Below are 18,160 nucleotides of genomic sequence, written 5' to 3'. Positions count from 1 at the left end.
TTCAACGGCCCGCAAGCCGGCGTCTGCGCTCACACCAGCACACCGCTCTCTAACAACGCGATCAGTCCCGTGAGCATCGGAATCGACATCAGCGTCGTCACGAGGATGACCGTGCTGACGTACTCGGGGACGGAGACACCGCCGATGTCGAGGTCGTCGGCGAACTCGCCGACGAGGATGACCGGCGTGACGGCGGCCGGCATCGCGGATTCGAGGACGAACACCCGCGCGACGGTGGCGTCCTGAAAGCCGACGACGACCGCGATGGCGATGGCGACCGCGGGCGCGACGACCATCTTGAGGATGGAGGGCGTCGCCGCCTGCGACAGCGCCGCGCCGTAGTCGGTTCTGGACAACTGGATACCGAGGATGAGCAGCATCACCGGGATAGAGGAGTCGCCGACGAGTTGCAGCGTCTGCATCGCCGTCGCGTCCGCCGCGGGGACGAGTCCGAGCGCCCGCGCACCGAGTGCGACTGGCACCGCCCACACGAGCGGAATCTTCAGAACACGACGGATTCCCTGCAGGCCGCCGCCACCGCCCGCACGGGAGGCGACGTAGACGCCGACGGTGTAGATGAGGGCGGCCTGAATCGCGAGATACAGCACCGCGGCCGCGCGACCGCCGCCGGGAAACGCGAAGTCGGAGAGCGGGATGCCGTAGTTGCCGCAGTTGGGGAACGTCGCCGCGAGGACGAGTGCCGAGAGGCGAGGCTCGGACTCACCGAGCAGTCGCCCGACGCCCTCGGCGACGACCACCATCCCGACGATGTACGCCGTCACTGCGACCGCCATCTTGGCGATGGTCTCACCGGAGAAGGAGGCGGTCGCGAGGCTGTGGAGGACGAGGGCGGGCGCGAGCACGTAGACGACGACGGTGTTCAGCGGGCCGGGGTCGATGTCCCCGGTTCGGCCCAGCACGAAGCCGACGGCCGCGACGGCGATGATCGGGAGGACGGCCCCGGCGAAGATGTCCAGCAGCGCCACGCGCGGGGCCTACTCGTCGCCGTTGTCGAGGAGGCGATAGCCGTCGGCCGTCTCGCGGACGACGTCGCGCCGAACCATCTCCTCGAGGACCTCGTCGACGCGACCCGGCTGTGCGATCTCCATCTCGATGCGGTCGATGCCGTGGAACTCCGCGAGGTAGTGGCGGACGTCCTCGACGGTGAAGGCGGTCTGGTCCGCCTGCTCCATCGCACCCGAGGTGAGGTCGATCATGTCCTCGATGAAGTTCCACGGGTACACCATCCACGTCCAGTCTTCAAGTTGCTCGCCGACGAAGTCGGGTTCGAACTCGGAGGTCTGCAGGAGTTGGAGGGTCGCGGTGCGTACCTCGCCGCAGTCGCGGTCGGCGACGTACTCGTGGGCGCGTTTGATCGACCCGCCGGTGTCGGCGATGTCGTCGATGATGAGGACGTCTTTCCCCGAGACGCTTCCCTCGGGCATCGGGTAGCGGACGGTCGGTTCGCCCGTCTTCTCGGCGGTGCCGACGTAGTGTTCCATCTTCAAGCTGGTGAGGTCGTTCAACCCGAGGAAGTCACAGATACAGCGCCCGGCGAACCAGCCGCCGCGGGCGAGGGCGACGACGACGTCGGGTTCGAAGTTCGCGGCCTTCACCTGGTCGGAGACGTCCCGGCAGAGGCCGTAGATGTACTCCCAGTTCGAGACGGTACAGTCGAAGTCGTCCGGGAGGTCGCTCATTACCGGCTTGTCGTGGCGGTGTTCGTATAAGGGTTTACAGGCGCGACCGCCGTCGTCGCCGCTCGTTTCGTCGGACTATCACGTTACGCGGGATCGAGCCCGGAAATCGACGGGCGGGACCGCCGGATCACAAAATCGGCCAACAGGGAAACGCATTTACTGCCGTCGCCTCACGAATGACGTAATGAGCGTGACGCCGACCTCGACGCGCGAGCGATCCGTCGAGTGCCGCGTCCGCCACGAGTTCTGCGGCCGTTCCAGTTCCAAACGCAAACGTGTGTGAGTATCGTCCCCGGCCAGGCGTAGCGGCCGGTCGGGGGTGAGTTCCGGGCCACACGCGACGATACGGACAACCACTACCACCCAATCACACCACACACGATTATGATCCAACACGACACGTTCGCCGGCGTCTACCCGGCGATGACGACACCGTTCACCGACGGCACCGACGAAGTCGACCACGAACAACTCGCCGCCGACGCGAGACGCCTCGAAGATGCGGGCGTCGACGGCCTCGTCCCGGTCGGGTCGACCGGCGAGGCGGCGACGCTCACGCACGACGAACACGCCGAAGTCGTCGAGACCGTCGTCGATGCCGTCGACGTGCCCGTTATCGCGGGCACCGGGTCGAACTCGACGCGGGAGGCGCTGGAACTCTCCGAACGCGCGGCCGACGCCGGCGCGGATGCACTGCTGCTCATCTCGCCGTACTACAACAAGCCCGAACCGGCGGGCCAGTACGACCACTACGCGACCATCGCGGACGCGGTCGACCTCCCACAGATCGTGTACAACGTCCCGAGTAGAACGGGGTCGAACCTCGACTTGGACACCGTGGTCGACCTCGCGAGCCACGAGAACGTCCAGGGGTACAAGGCCGCCTCGGGCGACGCGGGCCGCATCTCCGAGATCATCGAACGCACGCGCGAGGAGACGTTCGACGTGCTCTCGGGCGACGACGGGATGACCCTCCCGATGCTGTCGGTGGGCGCGACGGGTACCATCTCCGTCGTCGCCAACGTCGAACCCGTGCGCACGGGCGAGTTGGTCCACGCCGCCCTCGACGACGACTTCGAGCGAGCACGGTCGATCCACCACGAACTGGGCCCGCTGATGCGGGCACTGTTCCGCGAGACGAACCCCATCCCAGTGAAGGAGGCGATGGCGATTCGCGGGTACGGTCCCGCAGAGATGCGTCCGCCACTGACCCGCGGGAGCGACGAGACTCTGCGCGTGTTGACCGAACTGCTCGCGGAGTTGGAAGCTGATTCGGCGGAGACGCGAGGTGACTGACGTGGGCGTACGCGTCGCCGTCACCGGCGCGGGCGGGCGGATGGGCCGCGAAGTGATCGAGGCGGCCGCCGACCGCGACGACGTGACCGTCACGCTCGCGGTGAACCGTTCGCCCGTCGACGCGGTCGCGGGCGTCGACGTGGCCGACGCGGCGAAGCTCCCCGAACTGCTCGCGGAATCTGACCCCGACGTCCTCGTCGACTTCACCGGCCCCGACTCCAGCGTAGAGTACGTCGCCGCCGCCGCAGAGGCGGGCGTCGCCTGCGTCGTCGGGACGACCGGCTTCACCGAGGCGCAGGAGACAGCACTCGCCGACGCCGCAGCATCCGTGCCGGTGCTTCGCGCCTCCAACTTCTCCCGGGGGATCGCCGCGCTTCGCCGCGCGGTTAGTGCGGCCGCGGCCGCGCTCCCCGGTTACGACGTCGAGGTGACGGAGACCCACCACAACGGCAAGGTCGATGCTCCGAGTGGAACTGCACTGACCCTCCTCGACGACGTGGAGGAGGCGCGTCCGGACCTGTCCGACCACGTCCACGGCCGCGAGGGCGACGCCCCACGCACCGAGGGAGAGATCGGCGTTCACGCGCGGCGTGCAGGGGACATCGCGGGGGAACACGAGGTACTGCTCGCGGGCGACGAGAACGTCCTCGAACTGACTCATCGTGCCGGTTCTCGGCGCGTGTTCGCCGCCGGCGCACTCGACGCCGCGGCGTGGCTGGCCGGCCGCAACGCCGGCACCTACGACTTCACGGAGGTACTCGAATGACGCTCGAATCCGACATCGACGACCTGTGGCACCGCTACGACGACGGACTCACCGCGGCCGACGCCGACGACGGCGTCCGCCGAACCCTTGACGAGTTCCTCGACGCACTGGAGGCCGGCGAGGTTCGCGCCGCCCGCAAGACCGGCGACGGCGTCGGTTCGTGGGTGGCGAACGAGTGGGTCAAGCGGGGCGTCCTCCTCAACTTCGGCCTGCGCGAGACCGAGCGCCGCGAGTACGGTGGCGTCGGCTACTACGACGTGCTTCCGCTCCGAGAGACTGGCGACCTCGAAGCCCGCGGCGCCCGAAACACACCCGACGGAACCGTTCTCCGACGAGGGGCACACCTCGGCGACGACACCATCATGATGAGTCCCTCGTTCGTCAACATCGGCGCGTACGTCGGCGCGGGGACGCTCGTCGACTCGTGTGACACGGTCGGGTCGTGTGCCCAACTCGGCGAGAACGTGAAACTCGGCGCGAACACGCTGATCGGCGGCGTCCTCGAACCCGTCGAAGACGCCCCGGTCATCGTCGAGGACGGCGTCTCGCTCGGTGCTGGCTGTCGCGTCACCTCTGGCTTCCGCGTCGGAGAGAACTCCATCGTCGGAGAGAACACGCTGCTCACGCCGCGCATCCCGGTGTACGACTTGGTCGAGGAGGAGGTCGTCTACGGCCACCTCCCCGAGAATCGCCGGGCATTCACCCGGTTCGTCGAATCGAGCGTGAGCGACCACGACCTGTTCGACGGCGGCGCGTACAAGCCCGCTGTCGTGGCAACCGACGTGGAGACGGAGACGCTCGAAGCGACACAGCGAGAGGACGCCCTCCGCGAATGAGCGCCGAGCAGTCCGACGACGCCGCTTCGTCCGCCGCCGACGGCGGCCCGGCCGTCCGCCGCCTCGTCGACTGGGACGCAGACCGCCTGCGCGAACTCGCAGCCGACCACGGGACGCCGCTGTACGTGACTGACCTCGACCGCGTGCGAGAGAACTGCGCGCGGATCAGTGCCGCGTTCCCCGACGCCGACCGCCGCTACGCGGTGAAGGCACACACCGGCCGAGCGGTTCTGGAGACCGTTCGCGATGCGGGTCTGGACGCCGAGTGCGCGTCGGCCGGTGAGGTTCGTCGCGCCCTCGACGCCGGCTTCGACGGGTCGCGCCTCCACTACACCGCGGTCAATCCGCCAGCACCCGACCTCAACGCGGTCGTCGAGTGGTGGGAGGAAAACCCCGAGATGACCATCACCGTCGGCGCACGCGACACGCTCGACCGCCTCGCTGACCGCGGCTTCGACGGGCGCGTTTGCGTTCGCGTCAACCCCGGCGTTGGCGCGGGCCACCACGAGAAGGTCCGCACGGGCGCGGCCCCGAAGTTCGGCGTGCCGTACGACCGCGCGGCCGAGGTCGTCGCCGACGCCCGCGACCGCTTCGAGGTCGTCGGCGTCCACGCGCACGCCGGGTCGGGAATCCACGGCGAGGAGGACCTCGACGCCCACGCAGACCTCGTCGCCCGGATGGGCGAGTTGGCACGCGGCGTGGGAGAGTTGGAGTACGTCGACGTCGGCGGCGGCTTCGGCGTCCCGTACCGCGAGGACGACGAGCCCCTCGATTTGGACAGCGTCGCCGATGCGACACGTGGCGCACTCGGCGACGTGGACGCCCGCCTCGCGGTCGAACCCGGTCGCTACGTCGTCGCCGACGCGGGCGTCCTCCTGAGCGAAGTGAACACCGTGAAGCCGACGCCCGAGACGACGGTCGCCGGCGTCGACGCGGGGATGACTGACCTGCTTCGCCCGGCGATGTACGACGCATACCACGCGATTCGGAACCTCGACGTCGGTGGTGGACCGCCGGACGGGAGTCGTGAAACTGGCCCCGTCACCGTCGCTGGCCCCATCTGCGAGACGGGCGACACCTTCTGTGACGGACGTCACCTGCCGGTTCCCGAGCGTGGCGACCTCCTCGCCGTCGGGAACGCCGGTGCGTACGGCTACGAGATGGCGATGACGTACAACTCGCGCCCGCGACCCGCGGAGGTGAGCGTCGACGGCGACGTCCTCCGCGCCAGGGAGACGATTCGCGACGTGACGCGGCCTGAACGAGGTGGCGAGCGATGAGCGAGTCCGTCGACGCCGATACCGAAGTCGCCGAGACTCGCACGGTTCCCGCGGTCAAGTACCACGGCACGGGCAACGACTTCCTCGTGGTCGACGCCGACGAGGACGTGCCCGACCGAGGTGCGTTCGCGGTCCACCACTGCGACCGCGAGACTGGCGTCGCTGGGGCGGAGCGAACCGGCGCAGACGGCGTCCTGTTTATGAACATCACCGACGACGGCGACGCCGACGCTGAGGGTGTCGCCCGAGCGACGATGACGCTCGTCCAACCTGACGCCTCCATCGCAGAGATGTGCGGCAACGGTGCGCGGTGTGCCGCCGCGTGGGTCCACGAGCGAACCGACGCGACGGTCGTCGACCTCGACACGCCCGCAGGCGTCCGTCGAGCGGAGATACTCGACGCGGCCGGTGAAGGCGACGGGGGAGACCACAGCGACGCAGTTCGCGTCACCGTGGAGATGGGTCGGCCGTCGTTCGACCCGGTCGACGTGCCGTTGGCCGCCGACCGGGACAGTCCGCTGGTCGAGGAGTCGGTGGAAGGACTCACCGTCACCGCCGTCGACACCGGCGTTCCCCACGCGGTCGCGTTCGTCGACGACGTGGACGCCGTCGACCTCGACGCGGCCGCACCGCCGGTTCGCCACGCCGCCGCCTTCCCCGAAGGAGCGAACGTCACTCTCGCGACGCAGACGGGACCCGACACGTTCGACCAGCGGACGTTCGAGCGTGGCGTCGAGGGCGAGACGCTGGCGTGCGGGACGGGTGCGGTCGCCGTCGGCGCGGTCGCTCGCGAACTCGGTCTCACGACGCACACGGAGTTGGCCGTCTCGCCACCGGGCGGCACGCTCTCGATAACGGTGCCCGACGACGGCCCGGCGACGCTCACCGGGCCAGCAGAGCGCGAGTTCACGATCGACCTCGCGGTCGACGTAGGGTCGAGCGACGAGTCTGGGGAGGCGACGGAGGGCGAAGAATGAGCGACGCGACCGAAGCGTTCGACCCGGTTGCGTTCCTCGAAGCCGCGGTTCCCATCGAGTCACAGGAGTCGTCCGACGAGATGCGTGAGTTCCTCGTCGACACCCTCGCCGACCACGGCACAGAGCCGTGGGTCGACAACGCTGGCAACGTTCGGGCGACGAAGGGTAACCCCGACGCAGGGCCACACGTCGTCTTCAACACGCACATCGACACCGTCCCGCCGCACGTCTCGTTCGAGCGAACGACCGACGATGCTGGTCACGACGTGATCCGCGGTCGCGGGTCGTGTGACGCGAAGGGGCCGCTCGCGGCGTTGCTCGCGGGTTTTCTGGCGGCCGACCCCGTCGACGGCGCGGTGACGCTCGCGGTGACGCCCGACGAGGAGACGCTGTCGACGGGCGCAGATGCGCTGGTTCGCGGCCGCGGCGCCGACCATCCAGACGGCCCAGTCGACCCCGTCGACGGCGACCTGTTCGTCGTCGGCGAACCGACTGACTGCGACGTGTGCGTGGCCGCACGCGGCCGCTTCGAGGGGACGCTCACGCTGTCGGGGTCGGCCGCCCACGCCGCCGAACCCGACTCCGGTGTGAACGCCGTCGCCGCGCTACAAGACGCTCTCGGCGTTATCGACTCGTTCGACGACGACGCCGACGCACACCCGATGCTCGGCGGACCGACACTCGTTCCGACGGGCGTCACGGGTGGCGAGGCGACGAACCAGGTGCCTGCACAGGCGACGGTGACGCTCGACCGACGCTCGGTCCCCCCGGAGACGGCCGAGGGCTTCCGGTCGTCGCTCGAACGGGCCGTCCGAGACGCCGTCGACGACGCCGTCGGCGTCGAGTTCGCATTGACCGAGCGCCCGACGCCGTTTCTGGAGGCGTTCGACACCGACCCCGACCACGACCTCGTGACCGCGGTGTCCGACGCCGCTCGCTCCGTCGGCGGTGACGCCGACGGCGAGGTGCGGCCGTTCGGCGCGGCGACAGAGGCGTCGTACTTCTCACCGGCACCGACGGTCGTGTTCGGTCCGGGCCACCTCGCAGACGACGTTGGGGCGGTCGCCCACAGCACGCGCGAGTACGTCCGCGTCGACCGCGTCCGCGACGCCGCCGACACGATGCGTCGGGCCGTCGAGACGCTGGTTGGCTGACTGGACGCGACGATTCCGGCTGACTGTCGTGACCGCCGCGGCTTTGCCCGCTGACGATGTAGGGGGGGCTATGTGTACCCTGACGGTCGCCTGGCAGGTCTTCGATGACACCCCGATAGCGGTGGCAGCGAACCGAGACGAGGCGCTCGACCGGCCGTCGGAACCACCCGCAGAGCGTGCGGGCGGGTTCATCGCCCCGCGAGACGCCGAGGCGGGCGGGACGTGGATGGGCGTGACACGAGATGGCCTGTTCGTCGGCATCACGAACCGGTGGGTCGACGGCCTCGCGGGCGAACGCTCGCGCGGCCTCTTGGTCGACGACTGCCTGCGCGAGGCGTCTGCCACCGAGGCCGCACACCTCGTCGAGGAGTCGTGCCGCGAGTACGAGTACGACGGCTTCAACCTCCTCGTCGCCGATGCGGACGACGCGATTCTCTTGGAGTGGGACGGCTACCTCACCGTCACCGATTTCGCACCGGGCATCCACGTCATCGGCAACGTCGGCTACGACGACCGATACTTCGAGCCACCGGAACGACCCGAGGTTGGTCCCCAAGAGGCGGCGAACGCGACGAAGTTGCGGACTGCGCTCCACCCCGAACGCGGCGAGCGTGCTGATGCGTGGCTCGACCGGGCGGGCGCGGCGATGGGCGACCACGAGTTCGGCGTCTGCGTCCACGCGAACGGGTACGGGACCGTCTCCTCGTCGCTCGTCCGCGTGGGCGACGAGGGTATCCGCTACGACCACGCCGAGGGGCCGCCGTGTGAGACGTCCTTCGAGTCGGTGGTCGAGAACTGGTGAGCGGACGCAGGCGGCCCACACGGCTCCGGTCGGCGTCGACGCAAGCGGCGTGAAAGGGAAAGGGTAAACGGGGGTCGTGTCGTTGGAACGGGTATGAGCGCCTCCGACGCCGAAGCCGAACTCGCCGAAGCCGAGTTGGCCGGTCTCGAACTCGTCCGCGAGACCGGTGGGATCCATCAGTCCGACTTCTGGAAGGAACTGGACGTCTCCTCGCGCAAGGGGAGTCGGATCGCCGAGAAACTGGAGGATCTGGGCCTCATCCAGCGTGAGGACGCCGTGTATCAGGGACACAATACGTACTTCCTCGCCCCAACCGCGAAGGACCTCGACTTCGCGCTGCTGATGGCCGGCGATATGCTGTCGCCGTTCATCGGCGAGGAGGAGATCGACCCCAACTCCGACGCGTTCACGCAGTGGCTGATGAACCTCGCGTACGAAGAGTACTGACGCGGCATCGTCCGTCGAGTCTCGACCGACGCTGACTGCAGATCACAGTTTTCCGTTCCCACAGCACAAAGCGACGCGTCGAGCCGACGAACGCGTGAGTCGGTGTTTCGCCGGTACCCTGCCCGTCAGTCGTCGTGCAGTTCGTCGACAAGGTCGCCGCCGTAGCCGACGTACCCCGCCGGCGTCAGCGCACGCAGTTCCTCGCGGACCGACTCGTCGACCGCGAGGTCGTCGAACAGGTCGCGGAAGTCCTCGATGGTGACGCGTTTTCCGCGGGTCAACTCCTTCACTCGCTCGTAGGCGGCGGTGTCGCCCTCCCGCCGGAGGATGGTCTGGACGGCCTCGCCGATGATTTCGGGAGTGGCATCGAGTTCCTCGCGCATCACCTGTTCATTGGGGACGACCTTCGAGAGACCGGCGGCGGTCTTCGAGTAACCGATGAGACAGTGTGCGAGTGCCGCGCCGACGTTCCGTTTCACCGTCGAGTCCGAGAGGTCACGCTGGAGGCGTGAGGTGGTGACGTAGTCGGCGAGGAACGTGAGGTCGGAGTTTGCCTTCGAGAGGTTGCCCTCGCTGTTCTCGAAGTCGATGGGGTTCACTTTGTGCGGCATCGTCGACGACCCCGTCTCGCCGTCGGTCGCCTCCTGCCCGAGGTAGCGGTCGGAGACGTACAGCCACACGTCGCGGTCGAGGTCGATGAGAATGTTGTTCACGCCGCGGACGGCGTCGAACAGCGCCGCCAGGTCGTCACAGGGGTTCACCTGCGTCGCCAGCGGCGTGTGATCGAGACCGAGCGAGGTCACGAACTCGCGGGAGAACGCCCGCCAGTCGACCTCCGGGTAGGCGGCGCGGTGGGCGGCGTAGGTGCCCGAGGCCCCGGCGAGTTTCCCCGAGAGCGAGTCGGCCGCCGACTCGACGCGCCCGAGCGCTGTCGCGAGACGGGCGGCGTAGACTGCCAGTTCCTTCCCCCACGTCGTCGGCGTCGCCGGTTGGCCGTGCGTGCGCGCCAGCATCGGCACGTCGCGGTACTCGCGGGCCTCCGCGGTCAGCGTGTCGCGCAGGTCGCGCAGTTCCGGTATCAACACGTCCTCAATGGCTGGCTTCACGAGCAGTCGTTGCGCGAGGTTGTTCACGTCCTCGCTGGTGAGGCCGAAGTGGATCCACTGGTGGAGGCGTTTGGGCGTCTCAGTCCGGATGAAGTACTCCACCGCCTTCACGTCGTGGTTGGTCGCGGAATAGCCCTCGGCGCCCTCGGTTTCGAGGCGCTTGACGAGGCGTGCGTCCGCGGCGGAGAAGTCGTCGACGACGGCGCGGAGGTCGGCACGTTCGGCGTCCGAGAGAGTGACGTCGACGCCCTCGGCGTCGGCCAGCGCCAGCAGGTACTCGACTTCGACTTCGACGCGGGCGCGGATCAGCCCCGCCTCGCTCGCGTACGGGACGAGCGGCGCGGTGCGACCGGCGTAGCGCCCGTCGAGCGGCGAGACGGCGGCGAGGGGGTCCTCGCGGGAGATGTCCATACGCGGCGGTCCTGTCGCCCGCGGCAAAGCGGTTTCGGTCCTCGGAAGCCGAAACCACCACGACTGTGCATACGAACGCGGCTTTCGAGGGTAGGTACGCGCATTTCGATCCGGATTCGTGCATACTAACGACCGACAGACCGCAACGCTCTTTCCGGCGGCGAGGGAGTCGTCGCGTATGAAGATCGCGGGTATGGCGAGCAACCGTGGGCGCAACCTCAGAAACATCGCGGACCGAGCACCCGGCGGGGCCGAAGTGTCGGTCGTCCTCGCGAACGACGCCGACGCGCCGGTCCTCGACGCGATGGCGAAACGCGACGTGCCTACCGAAGTCGTCGAACGCGACGAGGGTGAAGCGCGCGAGGCACACGAAGAGCGGGTCTTGGCAGCGTTCTCGGACTACGACTTCGACATCGTCTGTCTCGACGGCTACATGCGCGTCCTCACGGACACGTTCCTCGATCGCGCGCCGACGACGTTGAACGTCCACCCGTCGCTGCTGCCGTCGTTCGCGGGGAAGAACGTCCACGACCGAGTGCTGGACGCGGGCGTCCGACAGACCGGGTGTACGGTCCACGTCGCCACCGAGGAGGTCGACGGCGGCCCCATCGTCACCCAGGAGACGGTGCCCGTCTACGAGGGCGATGACGCCGACGACCTGAAACAGCGCGTGCTGTACGAGGCGGAGTTTGCGGCGTACCCGCGTGCGGTCAAGTGGTTCGCGGAGGGTCGCGTGACGGTTGACGTCGACGCACACGAAGTTCACGTCGACGGTGACGATGCGGGTGACGGGCAGTTCCCCGCACGCCGGACGACGAGCGAGGACCGCGTTCGCGAACTGCGCTACGGCGAGAACCCACACCAAGACGCCGCGCTGTACGCCGATACCACCTGCGAGGAGGCGAACGTCGTCGCCGCCGACCAGTTGAACGAGGGGGCGAAGAAACTCTCGTACAACAACTACAACGACGCCGACGGTGCGCTGAACCTCGTCAAGGAGTTCGACGACCCCGCGGCGGCCGTCATCAAACACACCAACCCCGCAGGCTGTGCGACCGCCGACACGCTGGCAGAGGCGTACGCCGACGCCCTCTCGACGGACGCGAAGTCCGCCTTCGGTGGTATCGTCGCCCTGAACCGCGAGTGCGACGCCGAGACGGCGGAGCAGATTATCGACTCGTTCAAGGAAGTCGTCGTCGCCCCCGGCTACACCGACGATGCGCTGGACGTCCTCTTCGAGAAGGACAACCTCCGCGTCCTCGACGTGGGCGACGAGGAGACGTTCGGTGAGCGGCCGGAGACCCTCACCGAGAAGCCCATCGTCGGTGGGCGACTCGTGCAGGAACGCGACCTGCAGGCGCCGACCCGCGACGACTTGGAAGTGGTCACCGAGCGTGCACCGACCGAGGATGAACTGGAGACGATGCTGTTCGCGTGGCGCGTGATGAAACACGTGAAGTCGAACGGCATCCTGTTCGCCACGGGCACGGAGACGGTCGGTGTCGGGATGGGACAGGTGAGTCGCGTCGACGCCGTGACGCTGGCGGCGATGAAAGCCGAGAAAGACGCCGAGGGCAAGTCCGCCGAGGGCGCGGTGATGGCCTCGGACGCGTTCTTCCCGTTCCCCGACGGCATCGAGGAGGCCGCCGACGCGGGCATCGAGGCGGTCATTCAGCCCGGTGGCTCGGTCAACGACGACGACGTCATCGAGGCGGCCAACGACCACGACATCGCGATGGTGTTCACTGGCGGGCGCGCGTTCCGGCACGACTGACTGGAAAAGAGGACGCTGAACTCGCGAGCAGGCGGGGGCGTCAGGCCGCTTTCATCAGTTCCCGGACATCGTCGTCGCTCATCTCGACGTGGTGTTGGTGTTCGGCGTGGTCTTTCACCATCGCTACGAGTTCGTCCTCCGACTCCGATCGTACCATAAACGCACAGTCCATCCCCGCGTCCTGACAGCTGATCTGTTTCGCCATTGTGGATCTCACCACAGGGCTATCGGCGCCGAGCGGTCGTTGTTATACAGGGCGGTTGTGCAGGTAAGGCGACCGTACGCCGGGCGCGAGCGGTGAGACGCCCGACGACGGAAGCCGGACCTGTCCGGCACTCACGAAGTCCCGTTAGCCATAAGCACGCGCCGCGAATCCGTGGGAGTATGCGCTACTACGAGGCGACGAACTTCCTCTTCGACCTCCGGCGCTTTCAGGTCAAGCCGGGCACCGAGTCGGTGCGCGACCTGTTGGCCCACCTGGACGACCCTCACAAGGGGATCGACTTCGTCCAAGTCGCGGGGTCGAACGGGAAGGGCAGCGTCGCCCGGATGGTCGAGTCCGTCCTTCGGGAGGACGGCCGCCGGGTCGGCTTGTACACCTCCCCGCACTTCGAGGACATCCGCGAACGGGTCCGTGTCGACGGGCGGACCATCCCGAAGTCGGAGGTGACGGCGTTCGTCGAACGGGTCAAGCCGTGGTTGATCGAACGCGCGGCCGATGGCGAGCCACTCACGTTTTTCGAGGTCGTCACGGCCCTCGCACTGTGGCGGTTCGACCGCGCGGACGTTGACGTGGCGGTGCTTGAGGTCGGGATGGGCGGCGAGTACGACGCCACCTCCGTCGTCGACCCCGTCGCCGCCGCCGTGACGAACGTCTCGCTGGAACACACGGCCGTCCTCGGCGACACGGTCGAGGAGATCGCCCGGACGAAAGCGAAGATCACACCCGAGAGCAGACCGCTCGTGACCGCAACCGACGGCGCGGCACTCGACGTGGTTCGTGAGGTGGCCGGGAGTGTCGTCACTGTCTCCGGGCCGACCGGCGGACTAGAGCCGTCCGAGGCCGACCTCTCTGCGACGTACGAGGGAGCCGTCAGTCCTCAAGAGTCCCGCGTCGCCCTCGTCGGCGACGGCTGGGCCGTCGAGACGCGGATTCCGTTGCTGGGGGCGTATCAGGCGACGAACGCTGGCGTCGCCGCAGCGCTCGTCCGACAACTCGGCGTTACCGACGGCGCGACGCTGGCGCGTGGCCTGCGCAACGCCCACTGGCCGGGGAGATTCGAGGTGATGCAGACCGACCCGCTAGTCGTCCTCGACGGGGCACACAACCCCGCCGCCTGCGAGACGCTCGCGGAGACGCTCGCGGAGTTCGACTGCGGCGACCTCCACCTCGTGTTCGGCGCGATGCACGACAAGGACCACCACGAGATGGCCGCCGCACTTCCCGATCCGACGACCGTCCACACCTGCGCACCAGCCATCGACCGCGCCGAAGACCCGGAGGTGCTCGCGGCGGTGTTCGAGGAGACCACCGACGCAGAGGTCGTCATCGGCGACGCCGTGGCCGACGCTCTCGCGGCCGCACGCGACCGCGCCGGGCCCGACGACTGCGTACTCCTCACCGGATCGCTGTTCTGCGTCGCCGCGGCGCGCACGACGTGGACGCGACAGGTCGTTCCGAAGGACTTCGACGACGTTGGCGACGCGGAAGCGGCGCTGACCGCCGCGAACGTGCCCGCCGGCGAGGTGGAGACGACTGCCGAGGAAGCGGTCCACGAGACGCTGAAGACGCGCGTCTCCGAACGACAAGCCGAGCAACTCCGCCGAGAGGCCGCCCGCGCGGGCGTCGCCTGCGGCGTCAGCGGCGTCGGCGGGGGCGAACTCGCGGAGTGCGTGCTGTCGGGGTCGCGGGCCGAGTTCGAGACGCTGACCGCGGCACTCGCAGAGGCGGGGGAAGGACTGTCGGGCGTCGCTTCCGACTTGCGAGCGTCGTTGGAACTCGACGGGGCGGCGGCATCGACGGCCGCGCGTTCCTCGTACCCGTGGAGCGACGGGACGGCCGTGATGGGCGTGCTCAACGTCACGCCCGACTCGTTCCACGACGGCGGCGAGTTCTTCGACGTCGACGACGCCCGCGAGCAGGCAGAAGCGCTCGTCAAGGCGGGCGTCGACATCCTCGATGTGGGCGGCGAGTCCACGAGGCCGGGTGCCGAGGAGGTGCCCGCAGACGAGGAAATCGATCGGATCGTCCCGGTCATCGAGGCGGTCGCGGAGGTAGATGCGCTGGTCTCGGTCGACACCCGGAAGGCGAAAGTCGCGAAGGCGGCACTCGACGCCGGCGCGGACATCCTGAACGACGTGACCGGCCTCGCCGAACCGGAGATGCGCTTTCTCGCCGCCGAGCGTGACGTGCCAGTCATCGTGATGCACAGCATCGACGCGCCGGTGGTCCCCGACAAGGAGGTGGAGTACGACGACGTGGTCGAAGACGTCGTCGCGGAGTTGGGCGAACGCCTGTTGCTCGCGGAGAAGGCGGGCATCCCACGCGAGAACGTCATCGTCGACCCCGGCATCGGCTTCGGGAAGTCCCCACGCGAGAACTTCGAGTTGCTCGGGCGACTCGGCGAGTTCGACGCCCTCGGCTGTCCGGTTATGTTCGGCCACTCCCACAAGTCGATGTTCGCGCTGACGGGCGAGGAGGCGGGCGACGCGCCGCACGGGACCGTCGCCGCGACTGCGCTCGCGGCCGCGAACGGCGCAGACATCGTTCGCGTCCACGACGCCGCCGAGAACGTCGCGGCGGTGCGGGTGGCGGCGGCCGCGGACGACCCGTACGGCGTCGACGCCGGGGACGACTCGTGAGCGAGGCGAACGGCGATGCGGCAGGACGCGACGCGAGCGACTCGAACCCACCGTACGAGGCCGTCATCGCGTATCCGGACGGTGACTCGACGGTGAGTCGACTCGCGCAGGCGGCGCGTCGCTACGGTTACGGTGGCCTCGTCGTCCGAACGCGGACCGCCGAGTTCGATCCGGACGCGCTTCGCGACCGCTACGGCGTCGACGTCGTCCCGGCGGTCGAAGTCGCCGCCGACGCGCCCGACTCGGCTAGCGGGTCGGTGGGCAACTTCAGACCCGACTACCCTCTCGTCCTCGTGCGTGGCGGGACGAACGCGCTCAACCGCTTCGCCGTCGAACAGGACCGCGTCGACGTCCTCGCTGCGCCGCTGTCGGGCGACGGCGACTTCAACCACGTCCTCGCGAAGGCGGCGAAGACCCACGGCACGCGCGTCGAGTTCGACCTCGGGCCGGCGTTGCGACAGTCGGGCGGCGGGCGCGTGCGGGCGCTGCGAGCGTTGCGGAAACTCCGTGAGATCGTCGACTACTACGACGCGCCGTACGTCGTGAGCGCCCGCCCCACGTCGCACCTCCACCTCCGCGCACCTCGGGAACTGATCGCGCTCGGGTCCGAACTCGGGTTCGACGAGTCGTGGATCGAAGCGGGGCTTGCGGAGTGGGGACGACTCGCCGCCCGCAATCGTGAGCGACTGTCCACCGGGTTCATCAGCCCCGGGGTCCGAGTACAGCGCTGTGAAGAAGACGATCGATGAACACGCGGCCCGGTTCTCCGAGGCGGCCGCGGACTACGACGACGACCAGAACTCCGTGGAGTACGAGGCGTGTGCCGGCCTCGTCATCCAGCGTGCCGCGCCGCACCAGACGGACACGGTCTTGGATTTAGGCACGGGCACCGGCGCTATCGCGCTCGCACTCGCCGAAGACGCCGGCCGCGTCGTCGGCCGCGACGTGAGCGACGGGATGCTCGAACAGGCCGAGCGAAAGGCAGCGGAGCGCGGGATCGAGAACGTCGAGTTCGGCTACGGCGAGTTCCGTGCCCCCGAGTACGACGGCGAGGCACAGATCGTCACGTCGAACTTCGCGCTGCACCACCTCGCAGACGAGGAGAAGCGCGAGGCCATCGAGACGTGGGCCGCCCTCGACGGCGGGACGACGCCGAACCGAAGCGACTCCGTCGGCCCGCGCCGCATCGTCCTCGGCGACGTGATGTTCTTCGACGACCCCGACCCGAGCGAACCGTTCTACAGCCCCGAGGTCGACGACCCCGCGACGGTCGGCACGCTCGTCGAGTACTTCACCGACGCCGGCTACGCCGTGACGAACGTCGACCGCGTCCACGACCAGGTCGGCGTCATCACCGCAGAGCGCGTCGTCGCGAGCGGTCGGGAGACGTAAGGTGAAACACCTCCCGAAACATCTCCGCCCGCGGTGGCGGTATCTCGCGGTCGGCATCGAGTCGTGGCCCGACGCCTCCCTCTCGCGGGGATCGTTCCAGCGAGCGGTGTGGTACGCCGCACAGAACCTGCTGGGCGACCCCGGGAGCGCCGACGCCGACCTCACGGTCGTCCGCTTTCGGTTCGCCAACGGGGAAGGTGAGACGATGATCCGCGCACGCCACGGCGAGGTCGACCGGGCGCGGGCGGCACTCGCCTGCCTCGACACTGTCGACGGACAGCAGGTCGGTGTCCGCGTTCGGGGCGTCTCGGGCACGATCCGGGCCGGTGAGGAAAGCTATTTAGGCGACGCGAGCGGATTTTCCGAGGAGAGCACCGTCGAACTGACACACTCCGAGGTGACGGGCACGGGCTACCGCCGACGCGACGGGGCGGTCGACGTGTCGGTCGACTCGGAGTTCGTCGGCGCGACGGATTTGGACACCTCCACGGCCGGGCCGTCCGACCCGGCGGCGGACTCGGATTCGGACGACAACTGATACACGATGCAGGGACAAGCCCAACAACAGGCGTACGACCGCGGGATCACGATCTTCTCGCCGGACGGACGTCTCTACCAGGTCGAGTACGCGCGCGAGGCGGTCAAACGAGGCACGGCGAGCGTCGGGGTGCGCACCGCAGAGGGCGTCGTCCTCGCGGCCGACAAGCGCTCCCGGTCGAAACTGATGGAGCCAGCGTCGGTCGAGAAACTCCACAAGATCGACGACCACGTCGGCATCGCCAGCGCCGGCCACGTCGCCGACGCTCGCCAACTCATCGACTTCGCCCGCCGGCAGGCGCAGGTGAACCGCCTCCGCTACGGCGAAGAGATGGGCATCGAGACGCTGACGAAGGCCGTCACCGACCACATCCAGCAGTACACGCAGGTCGGTGGCGCACGCCCGTTCGGCGTCGCCCTCATCGTCGGCGGCATCGAGAACGGCGAACCGCGCCTGTTCGAGACGGACCCCTCGGGGACGCCCTACGAGTGGAAGGCGCTGTCCATCGGCGCGAACCGCGCGGACGTGCGCGAACGCCTCGAAGAAGGGTACAGCGAGGACCTCACGCTGGAGGAAGGTATCGACCTCGCACTCGCCGCGCTCGCGGAGTCGGGCGACGACGAAGGACTCGACCCCGAGGGCGTCGGCCTCTCCACCATCGACGCCGACGACGAGCAGTACGTCGATCACGACACCGCCTCCATTGAGGGCTACCTCGACGAGTTCGGCTACCTCGCAGAGCCCGACGCCGAAGGGGACGACGAGACCACCGAGGAGTAACACGGCGCTTCGTTCGCCGACGTTCGGCTTTTTCACTCG

At 68.6% G+C, this 18,160-nt stretch carries 18 protein-coding genes; 14 read left to right on the top strand and 4 right to left on the bottom strand.

Annotated elements, in window-relative coordinates; translation table 11 throughout:
- Positions 1 to 29: 29 nt before the first annotated feature.
- Both P0D77_RS11610 and P0D77_RS11605 read right to left on the bottom strand, forming a co-directional pair.
- The gene (locus tag P0D77_RS11610; RefSeq protein ID WP_277553239.1) at positions 30 to 986 is read right to left on the bottom strand and encodes an AEC family transporter; all 957 of its coding nucleotides are present in this window, start codon (positions 984 to 986) and stop codon (positions 30 to 32) included.
- 9 nt (positions 987 to 995) lie between these two features.
- Positions 996 to 1,700: a phosphoribosyltransferase gene (locus P0D77_RS11605; protein ID WP_277553238.1), complete on the bottom strand. Its 705-nt coding sequence runs from the start codon at positions 1,698 to 1,700 to the stop codon at positions 996 to 998.
- 384 nt (positions 1,701 to 2,084) lie between these two features.
- Between P0D77_RS11605 and dapA the strand changes: the two genes are divergently transcribed.
- From dapA to P0D77_RS11565, 8 genes are all read left to right on the top strand, one after another.
- The gene (gene dapA, locus P0D77_RS11600) at positions 2,085 to 2,996 is read left to right on the top strand and encodes a 4-hydroxy-tetrahydrodipicolinate synthase (RefSeq protein ID WP_277553237.1); all 912 of its coding nucleotides are present in this window, start codon (positions 2,085 to 2,087) and stop codon (positions 2,994 to 2,996) included.
- Entirely contained in the window at positions 2,989 to 3,762 is a 774-nt protein-coding gene (gene dapB / locus P0D77_RS11595; protein ID WP_432764802.1) for a 4-hydroxy-tetrahydrodipicolinate reductase, read from the top strand. The genes dapA and dapB overlap by 8 nt, the downstream gene beginning before the upstream one ends.
- On the top strand, positions 3,759 to 4,598 hold the full coding sequence (locus P0D77_RS11590; protein WP_277553236.1) for a 2,3,4,5-tetrahydropyridine-2,6-dicarboxylate N-succinyltransferase: 840 nt from the start codon (positions 3,759 to 3,761) through the stop codon (positions 4,596 to 4,598). The genes dapB and P0D77_RS11590 overlap by 4 nt, the downstream gene beginning before the upstream one ends.
- The gene (lysA, locus tag P0D77_RS11585; protein ID WP_277553235.1) at positions 4,595 to 5,878 is read left to right on the top strand and encodes a diaminopimelate decarboxylase; all 1,284 of its coding nucleotides are present in this window, start codon (positions 4,595 to 4,597) and stop codon (positions 5,876 to 5,878) included. Before P0D77_RS11590 ends, lysA begins: the two co-directional genes overlap by 4 nt.
- Positions 5,875 to 6,855, top strand: coding sequence for a diaminopimelate epimerase (gene dapF / locus P0D77_RS11580; protein ID WP_277553234.1), 981 nt, complete (start codon positions 5,875 to 5,877; stop codon positions 6,853 to 6,855). Before lysA ends, dapF begins: the two co-directional genes overlap by 4 nt.
- Positions 6,852 to 8,009 carry a M20 family metallopeptidase gene (locus P0D77_RS11575; protein ID WP_277553233.1) on the top strand — a complete coding sequence of 386 codons (1,158 nt, stop codon included), beginning with the start codon at positions 6,852 to 6,854 and terminating at the stop codon, positions 8,007 to 8,009. Before dapF ends, P0D77_RS11575 begins: the two co-directional genes overlap by 4 nt.
- A 70-nt stretch (positions 8,010 to 8,079) precedes the next feature.
- Positions 8,080 to 8,811, top strand: a complete 732-nt coding sequence (locus P0D77_RS11570) for an NRDE family protein (RefSeq protein WP_277553232.1) — start codon at positions 8,080 to 8,082, stop codon at positions 8,809 to 8,811.
- 93 nt (positions 8,812 to 8,904) lie between these two features.
- Positions 8,905 to 9,258, top strand: coding sequence for a helix-turn-helix transcriptional regulator (locus P0D77_RS11565; protein ID WP_277553231.1), 354 nt, complete (start codon positions 8,905 to 8,907; stop codon positions 9,256 to 9,258).
- A 125-nt stretch (positions 9,259 to 9,383) separates the two neighbouring features.
- Here P0D77_RS11565 and purB read toward each other — a convergent pair whose 3' ends face one another.
- The gene (purB, locus tag P0D77_RS11560) at positions 9,384 to 10,775 is read right to left on the bottom strand and encodes an adenylosuccinate lyase (RefSeq protein ID WP_277553230.1); all 1,392 of its coding nucleotides are present in this window, start codon (positions 10,773 to 10,775) and stop codon (positions 9,384 to 9,386) included.
- Positions 10,776 to 10,953: 178 nt separating this feature from the next.
- Between purB and purH the strand changes: the two genes are divergently transcribed.
- On the top strand, positions 10,954 to 12,549 hold the full coding sequence (gene purH / locus P0D77_RS11555) for a bifunctional phosphoribosylaminoimidazolecarboxamide formyltransferase/IMP cyclohydrolase (RefSeq protein WP_277553229.1): 1,596 nt from the start codon (positions 10,954 to 10,956) through the stop codon (positions 12,547 to 12,549).
- A gap of 40 nt (positions 12,550 to 12,589) precedes the next feature.
- On the opposite strand, the gene P0D77_RS11550 is transcribed toward purH, so the two are convergent.
- Entirely contained in the window at positions 12,590 to 12,754 is a 165-nt protein-coding gene (locus P0D77_RS11550) for a DUF1059 domain-containing protein (protein ID WP_277553228.1), read from the bottom strand.
- Positions 12,755 to 12,933: 179 nt separating this feature from the next.
- Here P0D77_RS11550 and folP point away from each other — a divergent pair, with 179 nt between their 5' ends.
- Genes folP through psmA form a run of 5 tightly spaced genes read left to right on the top strand, consistent with a single transcriptional unit; the run spans position 12,934 to position 18,121 of the window.
- Positions 12,934 to 15,411, top strand: a complete 2,478-nt coding sequence (gene folP, locus P0D77_RS11545) for a dihydropteroate synthase (protein ID WP_277553227.1) — start codon at positions 12,934 to 12,936, stop codon at positions 15,409 to 15,411.
- Complete coding sequence (locus tag P0D77_RS11540) at positions 15,408 to 16,160, top strand: RNase P subunit p30 family protein (protein WP_277553226.1); 753 nt, start codon at positions 15,408 to 15,410, stop codon at positions 16,158 to 16,160. Before folP ends, P0D77_RS11540 begins: the two co-directional genes overlap by 4 nt.
- On the top strand, positions 16,141 to 16,803 hold the full coding sequence (locus P0D77_RS11535) for a class I SAM-dependent methyltransferase (protein ID WP_277553225.1): 663 nt from the start codon (positions 16,141 to 16,143) through the stop codon (positions 16,801 to 16,803). The genes P0D77_RS11540 and P0D77_RS11535 overlap by 20 nt, the downstream gene beginning before the upstream one ends.
- Position 16,804: 1 nt before the next feature.
- Complete coding sequence (locus P0D77_RS11530; protein WP_277553224.1) at positions 16,805 to 17,341, top strand: Rpp14/Pop5 family protein; 537 nt, start codon at positions 16,805 to 16,807, stop codon at positions 17,339 to 17,341.
- 6 nt (positions 17,342 to 17,347) lie between these two features.
- On the top strand, positions 17,348 to 18,121 hold the full coding sequence (gene psmA, locus P0D77_RS11525) for an archaeal proteasome endopeptidase complex subunit alpha (protein ID WP_277553222.1): 774 nt from the start codon (positions 17,348 to 17,350) through the stop codon (positions 18,119 to 18,121).
- The last annotated feature ends 39 nt before the right edge of the window (positions 18,122 to 18,160 follow it).

The sequence above is a fragment of the Halobaculum limi genome (assembly GCF_029490015.1).
Classification (GTDB): Archaea; Halobacteriota; Halobacteria; order Halobacteriales; family Haloferacaceae; genus Halobaculum; species Halobaculum limi.
The sequence above is the reverse complement of the archived record's forward strand: the minus strand, read 5'-3'. Positions and strand labels throughout refer to the sequence as shown.